Annotated in this window: 8 protein-coding genes; 2 read left to right on the plus strand and 6 right to left on the minus strand. The window is 34.0% G+C overall.

The features are described from left to right. Positions 1 to 28 precede the first annotated feature (28 nt). Positions 29 to 8,626 carry an ankyrin repeat domain-containing protein gene (locus OPR30_RS03350; protein WP_265030369.1) on the plus strand — a complete coding sequence of 2,866 codons (8,598 nt, stop codon included), beginning with the start codon at positions 29 to 31 and terminating at the stop codon, positions 8,624 to 8,626. A 239-nt stretch (positions 8,627 to 8,865) separates the two neighbouring features. Continuing rightward, positions 8,866 to 10,173 (plus strand): hypothetical protein, encoded by a 1,308-nt coding sequence (locus OPR30_RS03355; protein WP_265030371.1) that lies wholly within the window; start codon positions 8,866 to 8,868, stop codon positions 10,171 to 10,173. Positions 10,174 to 10,579: 406 nt separating this feature from the next. Here OPR30_RS03355 and OPR30_RS03360 read toward each other — a convergent pair whose 3' ends face one another. From OPR30_RS03360 to OPR30_RS03385, 6 genes are all read right to left on the minus strand, one after another. Next, entirely contained in the window at positions 10,580 to 12,136 is a 1,557-nt protein-coding gene (locus OPR30_RS03360) for a recombinase family protein (RefSeq protein ID WP_265031118.1), read from the minus strand. Positions 12,137 to 12,146: 10 nt separating this feature from the next. After that, positions 12,147 to 12,578, minus strand: coding sequence for a DUF2924 domain-containing protein (locus OPR30_RS03365; RefSeq protein WP_265030373.1), 432 nt, complete (start codon positions 12,576 to 12,578; stop codon positions 12,147 to 12,149). Between the two features lie 4 nt (positions 12,579 to 12,582). Then, positions 12,583 to 13,074 (minus strand): ankyrin repeat domain-containing protein, encoded by a 492-nt coding sequence (locus OPR30_RS03370; protein ID WP_265030375.1) that lies wholly within the window; start codon positions 13,072 to 13,074, stop codon positions 12,583 to 12,585. A gap of 38 nt (positions 13,075 to 13,112) precedes the next feature. Then, positions 13,113 to 13,808 (minus strand): ankyrin repeat domain-containing protein, encoded by a 696-nt coding sequence (locus tag OPR30_RS03375; protein ID WP_265030377.1) that lies wholly within the window; start codon positions 13,806 to 13,808, stop codon positions 13,113 to 13,115. A 168-nt stretch (positions 13,809 to 13,976) separates the two neighbouring features. Then, positions 13,977 to 15,137 (minus strand): phage tail protein, encoded by a 1,161-nt coding sequence (locus OPR30_RS03380; RefSeq protein WP_265030380.1) that lies wholly within the window; start codon positions 15,135 to 15,137, stop codon positions 13,977 to 13,979. Next, positions 15,137 to 15,928, minus strand: coding sequence for a baseplate assembly protein (locus tag OPR30_RS03385; RefSeq protein ID WP_265030381.1), 792 nt, complete (start codon positions 15,926 to 15,928; stop codon positions 15,137 to 15,139). Before OPR30_RS03385 ends, OPR30_RS03380 begins: the two co-directional genes overlap by 1 nt. Position 15,929: the final 1 nt, after the last annotated feature.

Consider the following 15,929-nt stretch of genomic DNA (forward strand, 5'->3'; position numbering starts at 1 on the left):
ATTGGTGTAAATATATATTAGGGGGTTTATGCATCTATCTAAACAACGGGCTAGTTCTTATCAAGAAAATAAACGTTTTTTATCACGTTCTTACACATCAAAAGAAGAGTTTGTTAGAAAATATAAAAAGCTCTACTGCAGAAAAGCAAAAGCTAAAGAACTTTATCTCCTGGTTTTAACTGAACTAGAAAAGGCAATATCAGATGGTAATGTCGATAGTTTAAAAAAATTAAGCAACTTCATTGATTACATAAGTGAGGTAGAAGATCAAATAACTTTGCGAGGCTATTATGATAATGCTAACAACCCTATTAAAAGCACTAACTTAGTCATCTTAGCTTGTAAACACAACAAAGAAAAGGTTCTAAAGTACCTGTTTAGTGATAATGGTAAGATTCTAAATAATTTGTCTACTGATATCGGAAAGGATACTATACTACCAGGTGATGAAGATGAAGCATGCCATAATTCATTTTACTATGCTGTACGTTCAAGCAAAGTTGAGCTTCTTGATACACTTGTTGATAAATGGCCAGATGATTATTTTGCTGCTCGCTTAGAAGAGTTAGATGAAATTCTTTCACGAGCTTATGAGGAATTAAAACTAAAGAACGTATTCTTGTCAGAAGAGATAGAAATTTTTGTTGAAAATAAGTTGATAAACCTCCGTTTTTTCTCTAGTGCTTCTGGACAAGATCAGAATGTGAAGAGTTATCTTAATAACATAAGAGAGCGGATTGAGTTAGTACTTCAAAATATTAGCCTGTTAAAGGCAGAGTATTCAAACACAGAAAAAGTAGATGAAAAGTTTTTATTCATAGCAAAATTTATTGCACAAAATATTCATATATTAAAGCGGCAGTTGAAATCAACCTACGATAGACTACCTTGGGAAGAAATGGAATTTTGTTTGATCAGTTTTATTTCTTCTCACATAAAACGACAGGAAATGAATCTATTCTATAATGCCACATTGAATAAAAGTAAAATACTAGACCACTTGGAAAATTTTGCAAAGGAACTTAAAGAAGAAAAAGATATTATAGAAGGTGTGGACATTGGTAAATTTGCTGATCTCCCGAAGTTAAAACGTGAGAGGGTTGTTGCAGAGATCGTTAGCAATTATCCTCAATTTGGAGAGTTGTATAGCGATTATCAACAAATTAGGGATATTCATTCTTTAGAGAAAATAAGTGATTATATAAAGTTGGCATTATCAGCTAATCCTAAAGAAAGGGAAGGACAGTTAATTATTACAAGGGTTTTACAGGTTATTGGTGAATATTTAAAAAACACTCTAGAATCTCCCAAGTTATCTAGCACTACAAGCGAGCTTCTTCTACTATCATTACCAAAGAACACAAGAGAAGTCATTATAGATTTACGTAACTCACTGTCACATGCTTACTCGCTCTCTAAAAGAACAGAGATTGAGGAAAATACAGATGTTAACTTTTTTATTGGTGTTCAAAATGATACTAAAAGAATCGATAATGTAATTACGGATATTCTTTACAATAACAAGATTAAAATGGTCAGAATATTGCTAAAGAAAATTACCAGTAGTGAAAGCTTAGACGAGATAAAAGAAGTTGCTGGAATATTTAGTAACGTTGAATTAGATAAAATGATTACAGAGAGTTTTAAAGTGATGGAACATGATAAGCTTGAAAAACTCATAAAAGAATTAAGCAATAATATAACTGAAAAGACGAATTATGAAAAGGAGCTGTTTAATAAAATTGATACCATAATCAATTTTGCAAAAACTAAATCAAAAAATATCAGAACTGATTATATTATAGGGTTTGCATCATTAGAGAGTTTAAGTATTGGGTTTAGTGATACTAAGATTGACCACAATGTTATTAGAGGAATGAAATTTCATGCTAATAAAACATTAGAGAATATTGTTCCCCGAATAGAATCTCACAATCTTAAAGAAATAGCCGAACTATCAATGAAAATTTCTCATAGTGTTAGGTCAAGAATACAGGATGACAACCTTGATAAAGTAAATAGATTAACTTGTGAGATTTTTTACATTGCTGAACTTGGAATAGGTGACCTTAAATGGATTGAAGAATTAAGAAACAAGTTGAATGAGAAAGGTTCGTTTATTCCTATATATAAACAAAGGAAGGCTTACAACATAACAGAAGAAAAATACAATAACCAGCTTGAACTGAAGTTATCTGAACTGAAAAGTATTTTGAGGAATAACGCATTAAGTGGCAAGTTAACTGAAAAGCTCCCTTCCTACAAGAGGAATAAAAAGTTGCAAGCAGTAGTAGAAATGCTTGTTCTGGATATAATGTCAATTTTAGGTAGATCAGAGAAGCATCTAGAAAACAATCTACTTTTTTTAGATGATAACACTCCTTTATTAACTGGAAAATGTTTGCGTAATCATTTAGCACACGATAATACCTTAGTTGATGTATTGTTATCTGATCCCTCAATAGCAGTTATCTTGAACGCTAAAAAACTTATTTCAGAAAATATAATAAAAAGTAAGAAGAAAATTGGCAAGTCGGTAAGAGATGATCCTTCCAAGCTGAAAGATAAATACGATCAAAACCTTATCACTATTACTAATCAGGAAAAAATGTTTGCTGCGTTGGAAGAAGGAAATCTTGAAGACTTAAAGAGTTATCTCAAAAAAGGAGCAGACATCAATGCTAGAAGTATTAGCTCATGGACTACATTACATTTTGCTGCTAAGGGACCTAGTCTTGAAATTATAAAATTTGTTCTTAATCAAAATTTAGACGTTAATGTTAAAGATATTAATGGTCAAAGCCCACTACATATTGCTTCTGCATATGGAAGGAAAAATATTGTGGAATTTTTTATAGGAAAAACAGGTGTATATGTTGATGATCTAGATAATAGTGGCAAAACATCACTACATATTGCAGCTAAAAATGGTCACAAAGATGCTGTTGAAATTCTACTAAAAAATAATGCTAATACTAATACCAAAGATATAGCTAGTTTTTCACCTTTACACTATGCAATAAAAAACAATCATATTGATGTTGCTAAGATTATGCTGGAAAAAGAAGCGAATGTTGACATCAACGAAACTATGGGTGGCTTTACTTCACTACATATAGCTGCAGAAAGTGGTTATCTAGGGCTAGTTAATTTTTTACTGAAAAATGAGGCAAATGTTAATGCAAGAAACGATAAGGAGGGAATACCATTACATACAGCAGCACTAAATGGCCACCTAGAAGTAGTGAATGCTTTAATTCTCAAAGGAGCAGATGTTAACTCCAGAGTTATAGATGGTTGTACACCATTACACTATGCAATAGAAAACGGTCATGAAAAGATAGCTAATATTTTATTGAAGCATGGAGCTAATGTTAATGTTGTTGACAAAACCTATAATAACACACCTTTGCACTATGCAGCAAAAGATGGACATGAGAAAATTGTTAAGGCTTTACTGACAAATAAGGCAAATGCTAGTATTGCCACTGTGGAAGGTATAACCCCACTACATTTTGCAGTGCAGAGTGGCCACTTGAAGATAGTTGTTGCTCTTCTCGAGCATGGGGTTAACATTCGCGCTAAAGATAAAAATAATGCTACGCCATTACACTATGCAGCAGAGAGTGGTCATAAGGCAGTTGCTGAGCTTTTAATAAAAAATGGAGTAGAAATCAATGATAAAGCAAATAATAATCTAACACCATTACATGTAGCTGCTCTGAAAGGTCACAAAGATATTATTGAACTCCTAATAAGAAATAAAGCTGAAGTTAGAGCTCAAGACATTAAGGGTAGTACACCATTACATGCAGCTGCGATGAATGGTAGCAAAGATATTATTGATCTTCTAATAAAAAATAAAGCTGAAGTTGATGCTAGAACTAATGATGGCATGACGCCATTGCATGTAGCTGCTCTAAGTGGACATAAAGACGCTATTGCTTTTCTAATCAAAAGTAAAGCTGAAGTCAATACTAGTGCTAATTATGGTCTTACACCTTTACATGCAGCTATTGTAGGGGGTCACAAAGATATTGTGAACCTTTTAATAAAAAATGAAGCCAAAGTTAATATGGAAGGTATTGCAGGTAGTACACCATTACATGTAGCTGTGGAGGGAGGTTATAAAGAAATCGTTGGAATTTTGGTAGCAAATAGAGCCAATGTTAATGTTAAGAGTAACAACCTAACACCATTGCTTTCTGCTATTAAGCATAATCATAAGAAGATCGTTGAAGTTCTTGTAGAAAATGGAGCTAGTGTTAATGCAGAAGGTGGTGAACCTTTATCATTAGCAGTGCTCGCTGGTTATAGGGATATTGTAGAGATTTTGCTAAAAAACAAGGCCCATATTAATATAAAAGGTCCTGAAGATGCTACACTATTACATTTGGCTGCTAAAAGAGGACATAAGGGAATAGTAAATGCTCTGATAGAAAGGGGAGCCAATGTTGATGCTATGACTATTAATAGTATAACACCATTATATCTTGCGGCACAAGAAGGCCATGAAGAAGTTGCTGAACTTTTGATAGCAAATAAGGCTAACGTTAACGTTGTAAATGTTGAAGGTACTCCACTACATATAGCTGCAGGACACGGCCATGTTAATGTTGTTGAAGTCCTATTAAGTAATGGAGCAAAAGTTAATGTTAAGGATAATAAGAGCAGAACACCTTTAGAATTAGCAGTTGCACATGGTCATTTGCAAGTGGTGAAAATGTTACTGCAGTATAAAAAAGTAGATATGAACGCTAAAGGCAACGATGATTGGACGATACTGCACATTGCTTCACAGGAAAATAACTTAGAAACGGTAAAATGTCTAGTAGATGAAGGGTCTAATATTAATGCTAAAAATGCCTCTGGCTCAAAGCCTATACATATTGCAGCTAGAGAAGGTCATAAAGATACTGTAGAATTTTTCCTTAGTAAGGGGTTAAGTATTAATGACTCTGGCGCAGCTAATCAAACATTACTACACTATGCTGCAATGAAGGGTCATTTAGAAGTTGTAAAGTATTTGATAGCGCAAGGTGCTGACGTCAACGCCAAAGATGCTAATGGCTCAAGTCCTGTTCATATTGCTGCTAACTTTGGTTATAAAGACGTTATTGAAGTTTTATTAAAAAATGGTGCAATTTATAATGCTGTTGACAAGCTTTATAGAAGACCTTTAGAAATGACTAACAACAAAGATGTTATCAATTTATTAGCATCAACTGAAGAATTATTTGAGTCTGTAAAACGTAATAGCTCTTTAGAGGTTGAGAATTGTATTAAAGCAGGAGCATTTGTTAATACAAAAAATGCTGATAGTGGAACGTCATTACATTATGCTGCATGGAAAGGCTATGACGAAGTTGTCAAGATTTTATTACAGAATAAAGCCAATCCTAATGCGGTTGGTAGCAAGAGATTTACTCCTATACATTATGCTGCTAAGTTCTCACATTTAAAAATTGTAAAAGCTTTACTGTCCCATGGTGCAGTATATAATGCTGTTTCTGACGGCGGTAAAACACCATCAGACTTCACTGTAGATAGAGATATAACTAGTTTATTTAAGTTAATTAGTGAATCATTTAAAAAAGTTAAAGAAGGTAATGCTCAAGTTATTAATGACCTAAATAAGATAAAGGATATTGATACAGTAAAAGCAGTGATGAGTGCTCGTAATAGAGAGAACAAAACGTTAGTAGTTGCTGCAGTACATAGTAACTTTTCAAAAGTCGAGCAGTTAAAGCAGATATTGCAAAGAGACGTATCTGCTCAGATTGATACAGCTTTAGTGCTCTTGAATCAAGGTAATTACCAAAAAGCCTTAAGTATTTTCAGAAGCGCATTTGAAAGAAGAAAAGAAATACTAGGACCAGATAATCCTGGTACTTTAGATATTCAGACATATATAGCCAAAGTGCTATATAAGCAAGGAATTTACCAAGAAGCTTTAAATGTGCTTGAAGAGATTTTTCAGAAACAAAAAGAAATGCTGGGTTTAAATGATAAGGATACTTTAAGTACAAGAAGTACAATCGCTTTAGTGCTGCATAGACAGGGGAAAGATGAAAAAGCTTTTAATATTTATCAAGAAGTCTATCAGAGACAAAAGGAGATACTAGGGTCAAATCATTCAGATACATTAAATACTCAGTTTCACATGGCATTAGTATTAGATAGACAGGGAAAATATGAAGAAGCGTTAAATATCAATAGGGCAGTTTTTGAAAAGAGGAAAGAAACACTAGGTACACATGATCTAGCCACTGTGAGTGCCAAAAATAATATAGCAATGGTATTAGCTAACCAAGGTAAATACGAAGAGTCCTTAAAAATCTATAAAGAGGTTTTTGAAAAGAAGAAAATAATTTTAGGTATTAATCATGCTGACACCTTGAGAACGTTACATAACATTGCTGGAGTACTCTTCAATCAAAATAAATATCATGAAGCCTTGAAAGCTTTTCAAGAGGTTTTAAATATACAGAAAAAAGCTTTACAACAAAATCACCCAGAAACCTTGAATACTCAATACAACATAGCAAATGTACTTTTTGCTCAAGGCAAATGGATCAGCGCACTTAAAGTCTACAGAGAAAGTTTAGATCAAAGAAAAGCTGTTTTTGGACCAAGTCATCCGAGTGTTTTAGATATTTTAAAAAAGATAGAGATGATTAATTTTAGATTTAAGCTTGAGGGTAGCGAAGCATCAGAGGTTCTCCAGCATCTGCAGAAAGATATCAACATTGCTGCTAGTAAAGGTGATATACGAACTGTTCAGCGTCTGTTAAAAGATGGAGCTGATGCCAACGATAAAGATATTGATGGAAGAACACCGTTGCATTACGCTGTTAGCAATGGACACATAGATATTGTAAACATCTTACTAACAAATGGAGCTAACGTTAGTCAAGTTACTAATAAAGGTAATACACCATTACACACTGCTACTTCCAAATGTTACAAAGAAATTGTTGAGGTTCTGTTACAACATATCAGTCGTGATAAATTAAATGACTTTGTTAATGCCAAAACTACTTCTAGTGGCACTACATCACTTCATGTTGCAGCTAAAGGTGGCTCCTTGGAAGTTGTAAAATCTTTATTAAAACATGGTGCAACTTATAACATTGAGAACAAAGAAGGTAAAACACCACTTGATCTTTCTCGAGAACGGAGTATTACTAACCTACTGAAATTATTGGAAGAACTTTTTGAGAATACAAAAAATGGTGATTTAGAAATTGTTAGCAAGCTGAAAGCAGTAAAATCTGATGAGTTCTTAGCTATAACAAATGCTCGTAATAATCAAGGGAATACATTATTGCAAGTTGCTATAGCCAATAAACATAAGAATATCGCAAGTAAATTGTTAAAAATGCTGAAAGAGCCAGATCAAGTTCAATCACAGTTTAGCCCTGAATGTGAGTTGGATCAACTTGAGAAGCTTAAAAGTGCTACAGAGGTGCATATCCGTTTTTCTGAGCTTTACCTTCCTATGTTGCGTAGCATGTCGCAACCATATAGTTCAGAAAAAAATACTTCTCCTTGGAAAACTCTTAAGGAAGGTTCTTATTACCTAGGAAATGCATATCGCTTAGTTGAGGTATACAAAGATTGTGTACCTGGTTCAATAGATAATAAAAGCATACAGTCAGTAAATGATATGCTAGTAGCACTAGAATTTGATCCAAAACACATAACGTCAGGGTATACAGATGAAGCTTACGGTGGGAAGGCTAAATGCTTTGTTTCCAAAGGGCAAGGTACAAAATATTATAAGTTATTGCATAGTGAGTTAAAGAAAGATGTAAGATCGTTTATAGAAATGGTTGAACTTAATATTGACATTCCTGTAAAAAGGTTTTTAGAGTCAATCAAGCAGAGATTACAGTCTGCTTTTTCTGAAAAGTTACTTCAGGCCATAGAAAATGACAATCCTTTAGCGGTTGAGAATTGCATCAAAAGGGGAGTAGTTGTTAACTTCAAAGATATCGATGGAAGAACACCATTACACCATGCTGTTAACAACGGCAACATAGATGTTGTAAGTACCTTATTAAAAAATGGAGCTGAAGTTGCTCAAATTACTAACAAGGGCAATACGCCATTACATATAGCTTCTTCCAAAGGGTACAGAGAAGTTGTTGAAGTTTTATTACAATATGTAAGTCGTGATGAATTAAATGACTTTATTAATGCTAGAACAACTTCTGGTGGTACTACATCACTTCATGTTGCTGCTAAAAATGGCTTCTTAGAAGTTGTAAAATCTTTATTAAAACATGGTGCAACTTACAACATTGAGAATAAAGAAGGCAAAACACCTATTAATCTTTCCAAAGATCAGAAAATTGCTAACTTCCTGAAATTAGTTGAAGAATTGTTTGAAGATACAAAAAAAGGTAATGTTGGAATTATCAACAAGTTAAGGGTAGTAAAGCAAGATGAATTTTTAGCTGTAACGAGCGCCCGTAATAATCAAGGGAATACATTATTGCAAGTTGCTATAGCTAATGGACACAAGAATATTGCAAGCAAGTTGTTAGAGATGTTAAAAACACCAGATCAAAATTTACAGGATGTTAATATAGAAAGCGGAGTTGAAAGCTTAAAACTTTAAGTAAAACATGGAAATATTTATATAAAATGAGTTATAGTAGTTTCTAAAATGAATGGTAGGTTTACATCATGGAACTACTGGCCAAAATGATAAATTTGTTTAACTTCTCAATTATAGGCAAAAACAGCTCTTTTTCATGTGTTTCATAACTAACGGAAATTGGTATTAGAAAAATTATGCTTGCATTAGCTTTTATTCATGCTAATTATGTACATAATATATCTATAGATTGAGGGAATATGATATTAGAATATATTTTAGGAACTAAGCAAGTTCATGCAAATGGTGGATTAGCTACTGAAGAACAGCACATGGAACGTTTTGGTCAGCAAACTCTGGAGCCTAGTCCATCATTGTTAGATCAAGAACAAACTGATGACTGGCATGAGTCCGTTGTTGAAGACAACAATACTGTTGTTGAAAGTTCTTTTATTCCAGAGAACTCAATTTTAATGAATTTAGCAAATCTGTTAACTGAGAGCGAAAAAGTTTCGATTGATGAATTTCATGACAAGATGGAAAGTATAATGAAAGAGTTTCATGAAAATAGATACGAAATTTCTGCAAAGGTCGCTCTAGAAAAGATGGAACGTTTAATAGATGAACATTTGAAAAGAAAAATAAAGCTAAATTTACGCTGTGATCAATATGAACGTAGTGTGTCGAATTTTATATTTAAAAAAATAATTGACATTGCTAATGCTAGCAGTGTTATGCGTATAACTCCTACTACTATATCACGTTATAAGGACAATGGGGAAGAGGCAATAGATGAGTGGGAAGAGGCTTTAGAACCTTTATTCAATATTGTCAATAAGCTACTATCAGCAGGTGCAAAAATAGAGTCTGATTTTTACAATGATAGAATGATAGGTGAAACTATGTGGGGAAGTGATGAGCCTATTTTTACAGAGTGTAAAAAAATTAAGGACAAACTGAAAAGTATCGCATATGAAGGTTTAATAAATAAGAATGAACAAGTTCAAGATGATGATCTGCAAGTAGAAGTAGATAACAATCTTGTTCTTTTTAGGTGGCCAAAAAACAGTATTGTTGAAGTTGGAAAGGTTATGAATAGTAAGGTGAATGAAAACTTTAGTATAGAAAGTAGCATCCTACAGATTGGAGAGAGTATAGTAAGAGTTGAAAATATAGGAGGAAAAAGAAATTATACAGATGTCTTAGGAGATAGCATTGAAATGTCCTTTACCACTGAAGTAGGCGAGATTAGTATTCATCTGTATCCTAGTGATAGTAATATAATAAAAGTAAAGCTTGATGGAGAGAACCAGGAGAAGTTTAACAAATTAAAAGATAAATCAAGTCTAGGAGAAAGCTGCTTTTTAGGAGGAAAAAGTGTTCTACAAGCTGTTAACGATAAAGGTTTTGAAAGAAACGGTAGAATACTTATAGAGTCAGCTGAAACTATTAAACAATCAAATTTTGTAGTGAAAGAATCAGGTGTCCCATCTACTCTTATGAGGCCAATCGATAGTTTAGACCAGCTGCAAAAGGTGGGAGCTTCGAAAGAAATAGTAGTGTGTTAATGAAGTCAACTAAAATTAGTAAACAAAAGAAAGGTCTTGGAGGGTAAAAAAATTGATGTATCTTCAAAGTAAGATTTTTTGAGGTATAAACTATACTCTCAAGGTGAGAAGAAATAGTAGGGGGATAAGTGTTGACTTAATAATTTAGAGATTCTTCTAAAGAAATTATTTTTCTCTCTTGATGTTTATTCTTTTATAGGTATAGCCTTTTGTGTTTGATTGAATTGACTTTTGTGATACCTACAGAATTTCCTTTATCAGACCCACCACATGATTCAGCGGGAGAAGGGCTATCAGGTTCTTACGCAATAACTTTGGAGTTCTGGAATCGTTTCATATGTATGTTTAAGATTATCACTATTTTTATTACATAGTTAAGTATCAGTTCCTGTAAAAATAGTTTACCTTAATTCTTTGTTTTAAAGTATTGGTTTTCTGGCACATAGTCTTTTCCATTGCCTATTGCTTTTGTAAATTGAGATTCTAAGCCGTAAAACTTCTCCAGTTGGTCACTCCATAACATTGGTATTTCTCTTAAATCAGCTAACTTCAAACCTCTTGGCTGTCTTCCATTTACTATGTTTTCTTTAATTTTGGGAGCTAAATAATTTAATCTTAAAATTTGCTGTATACGTCTTGTACCTATATTAACTTTAGCACTCAGTTCTTTTATACTCGCATATTTCCCTTCCTCTAGTTGACGTTTCCATAGGTGGGCTCTCACCACTGCTTTGAGTAACGCATTATTTGTTTTCCCTTCTGGCTCTACTACTGTGCATTTATTTCCTTTCTTTTTTATTGGTATAAATGTTTCCTCTGACTCAGAATGTACCTCTATTCCATCTTCTCTTATCATTACTCCCTTTATTAACTTTTTCACTACTTCTTTCTGCTTTCCAAAACTTAAATTTTCCCATTTTTCTTCGGTCTTTTCTCTCCAATTTTCATATATCTGCTCCGCTTTCCTCATCACTTCTTTTTCTACTTCTCCTGCTATTACATTTCGGTTTTCTGATTCACAACCTTTTCCCCTTAAATGATTGTTGCATACGTAATATCGATATCTCTTATTCTCCTTTTTTGCATATGTCAGTGTCATGTTTACTTCACAGCTCTTGCACTTAATTATTCCCCTAAGCAATGCTTCCTCATATTTTGCTTTTCTATATGGTTGATTCTTTATCAATTCCTGCGCTTTTTGCCATTTTTCCTCTTTTATTATTGCTTCATGTTTTCCCTCATACTCTTTTTCATAATGCCTGATTTTTCCCATATATATTGGATTTGTTACTATCCTCCTTACCGTCGCTTTTTTAAAGATATCAGACCTTGTTCGGTATCCTTCTCTGTTTAATTCCCTTGCCAACTCTGCCATTGACTTTAGCTCCAAATACCTCTCAAATATGTGCCCTACTATTTTCGCTTCTTTCTCATTTATTATTAATTCTTTATCTTTTACATCATACCCAAACGGCAAAGTTCCTCCCATCCATAATCCCTGCTCCTTTGATGTTGCTATTTTATTTTTTACTCTCTCTACTATCATCTCTCTTTCTAACTGTGCTGCTCCTGATAACACTGTTTGTACAAACTTTCCCATTGGCGTATTATTATCAAATATCTGCGTTACTGCTACAAAATTTACTCTATGCCTTCTAAAAAATGATGTTACTTCGATGCTGTCTTTTGTTTCTCTCGAGAGCCTATCCAGAGTATACACCACTACACAATCTACTTCTCCTTTTTTTACATCTTCAAACAATTCCTTTATTGCTGGTCTTTCTAAATTCTTTCCTGAATAGCCTCCATCATCGTACCTCTTGGCCAATGCTACCCAGCCTTCTTTGCTCTTTATATATTTTTCACATGCTACTCGCTGCGCATCAAGACTGTTAAACTTTTGTTCTAGCCCATCCTCATTTGATTTTCTTGTATATATCGCGCACCTTACCTCTTTTAGCATTTTCTCCTCTTCAGCTCCCATTTTTATCACGCATCCCGAATAATAAAGGTCCATTATAGCTCATTCCCATTATTTTCCCTGCTACTGCTGACAATGACGTAAAAAATTCTTCTCTGTAGATTAAACCCTTATCTGTTACCATTACCGCATGCGTTTCTTCCCCTCTCTCTAATATTAGCTCTGTCCCTTCTACTGGTAATTTATCGCTACTTATTCTTTTTCCCTTCTCTAGCCGATCTGCCAGATACTCTAGTCTTTTTGTCCCCTTTCTTGACATTTCTCCATACGCTTCCTCCTGCATTCTATATGCTAGTCTCGGTATCAGATATTTCTTTGAATGTTTAGGTGCCTCTTCCCCAAATACCTTCTTCCACATTTTTCTCAGCTCACCCAAAGGTTTTCTCTCTAAATTCATTACTTTCTTTTCTGTTTCTCTTTCCATATTTTCAGCCTCTCATAGAAGGTTCCATTTGTTCAAATAACTTTTCAATTCTGTCCGTTTCTTTCTTCAATATCTCGGTTATCTCTTTGCTATTTTTCGCATAATCCATCGCTGTCATTCCAAATTTATCCGCTTGCTCTATTTCTCCTCCAGCTTTCACTAGCTCCTCCACTATTTCTTTTTCACCTACCATGCACGCAAGGTGTAGAGGTATGCATTTATTTCCATATTCCTCAGCATTTACGTCTGCTCCTGATTTTATCAATTCTCTCACGGTTTCTAGGCGTTTCTCCGTTACCGCTAGGTGTAGTGCTGTATATCCTCCTATATCTGTTGCATTCACATTCGCTCCTTTTTCGACTAGTAACCTCACTGTTTTTGCGTCTATTGCATAATGCAGAGCTGTTCTTTCCTTTTCGTCTCTTGCATAAATACTTTTAAATGAGTTCTCTAATAATTCTTTTGCTGATTTATTAAATTTGCCAAGCTTTAACATAATCCACCTCACCTTTTCTTCAAATTTAAATCCCTTTTCTAAGCCCTCCTTTTCACCACCTCATCTATCATCTCATTTACTTGGCTCATTATTTTGCTTGCTAAATTTTCACATTCTTCCTTTATTAGTGATTTGTCTCTCTTTCTTATTTCCCCGATCTCTATTATTTTTACCTCAGGCATATAGACCCCATTCAACATGTCTGCTATTTCTCCCACTAGCCTTTCTATTCCATAGCATGTCAGTTCTCTACTTTTTGTTATTCCTCCTTGTTCTCTCAGAAATTCACTCGCCTTTTCACTCTCTTTGCTATCACATAGACGATACTTTTCACTTTCCCAGATGTAATACATTGGTGTTGCGCCGTACTTATTCAGTTGATTAACCTCAGCACCTGCTTTTACTAGCTCTTTTATTATTTCAACTCCTGCTCCTCCCATTTTGCACGCAGAGTGGAGTGGCGTACATCCAGTAACATATTGAGTAGCATTTGCTTCTGCTCCCGACCTTAGCAGCACTTTTACATTTTCTAAACTCTTTGCGAATACTGCACAATGTAGTGGCGTATAACCATTTTTATCTCTTGCATTTACCTCTGCTCCTTTCTTTATTAAGAACCTCACTGTTTTGTAATCGGAGATTTCTACTGCTTGATGCAATATCGTCTCTCCTTCTTCATTTCTTTTATTAATATCTTTACTTGCTACTTCTTTAAAAAACTTGCTAAAACTCATTTCATACCTCACAAAATTAGCTTTTCTAGCGTTAGATAAATTTCTTATATTTACCTGCTGCTATTCAAGTCATGTCCTTTTTGGCATGAGAAAGCAAGTCCTTTTCTTTTTATTTCATACATTTTAACCTATTATTAATATAATATATGAGGATCTAAATATAAGTATTTAACTTATTATGCATATTGCTTGACTATTTTTCCAACTTCTGTGCAAATGTCGATGTTCGTGCCATTTCAGTACTCCTGGATAAAATACTAAAATATGATTTTCTAATTCGTGTATTGAGTCTTTTTGCTTTAAATCTAAATTGTTTTCAAAATGAACATAGTGTTCTGCCACACCAAATCTTATAACTTTCTGGTTGGTAAAATCTTCTACTTTGTAGTGGTGAGTAACGCTAAACCTTTCTAAAATTGGCTTGTATTTTAAATTCCACAGTTGTTCAGATAGTTTGCTACTTCCTAGTAAAAATTTACTTCCTTTTTCTTCCACACTACCAACTGGAAAACATGCGTTTATTTCCCCCAAGTTCCAGCTATCTGATAATACTATCTGCGCTTTCGCAAACTTAATCTCAGGTAATAAGCTCTGTGGTAGCGGATATAGCGCTTTGAAGTTATACCACACATGATTTCTTTCATAAATACCGTTATAATTCTTTGTGTGAGGCTCGGTTTCTCCAAGTATTGCTACATCTAATCGATATATGTCATTACTAAATGCTTGCTCATAATGAACACGAAAAGTACTAAACTTAAAACTTGGATTTAAGATTTTTAGCTCAAATGAGTTCTTCCGACCAAATGATAACACCGGTCCATCTTCTTCTATTTTTACACCTGAGTAATCCGATAACAAATTTCCAAAAAAACTTTCATCTAAAATGAACCTACCAATGTTGTAGTGATCGTTAAAAATTCTCATTAGTCTCGATCTTGCAGGTAATGATAGTTTTGCAAGCTCTACTACTGCATCAACAAAGAAATCATTTGGTACGTCTCTTATCCCTACCTGCAACTCAAAGAAATGTTTACCAGGTGGCTCTTCAATAATTGTAATATCTTCTATATTTGCCCATTTTAATGCTATTTTCAGTGAGGCAGGTGTTCCACGGAGTCTTTGAAATTTTACTCCTTCTTTAATCGATTTCTTCTTATCCTTCACCCATGATAGAATTTCTTCTAGGCCATATTCTTCGATTAACCAAGGTAATATTCTTTCTTCTAATCTAAATTTAAACCCTCTTATCCTGCTTGGATCAACCCTATAATCTGTTGCATCTACTAGCGCTTTTTCTTGTTTTGTTGCATTTGGGGGTAATAGCATTAATTCAACTCAATCTTTAAATTTCGCAAATTTGCACACTCATTACCTAGCACAACAACATCCTCTTTTGGCTCGATTAATTCTACGTTTTCTACACCATCTACAAATAAATTTGCTATTATCCATGATCTTGTAACATTCCATCTCAGCCTTCTACTTGCTTCAAACTTCTTGATGAACTGCTTCTTGATTTCCTCCTTTGATATCACAGGACTTATGCTCATTCTGCTGTGAATATCTATTTCCGTAATATTGCAACCAACTACTGTTACTGTATCTGTTAAAACCCTTATATCATCTCTAGTAACCTGCTTTTTTACAATTTCTAGTAGCTCTTCTGACACTATGCCAGTTGTTGTAGATAAAATTGAGATCTCTACACTTCCTGCCACTTTTGACTCAACCAATGCATCTTTTACTCTACTATCTGCTGACAGTGCATGATATTTATAATATTCCTTACTTCCTCCTGTTGACCAACCTGCTATCTTTGCTTTAATTCTTTTTCTAAATCGTTCATCCTCTTCTTCTTTCTGCCTCTCTACTCCATAAAACTCAGCTAAATTATCAAGATCTTCTCCCCTTGCAAATTTTAGTAAATTGCTCTTTACTGATTCATTTATTCTTTGTCTTAGTAACAATTCCCTCCATGCTGCTACTTCTAATACCTTCATCGCTGGGTCACTTTCTACTAACGCTGAAAAGGTTTCATCTCTACACACTAACTCCTCCTTCATTCTGGAAAAGATTTCCTCATAGCTTAGTTTTTCAATAATATTAGATGTCTGCATT

It is taken from the genome of Wolbachia endosymbiont (group B) of Athalia cordata, from assembly GCF_947251845.1.
Lineage (GTDB): Bacteria > Pseudomonadota > Alphaproteobacteria > Rickettsiales > Anaplasmataceae > Wolbachia.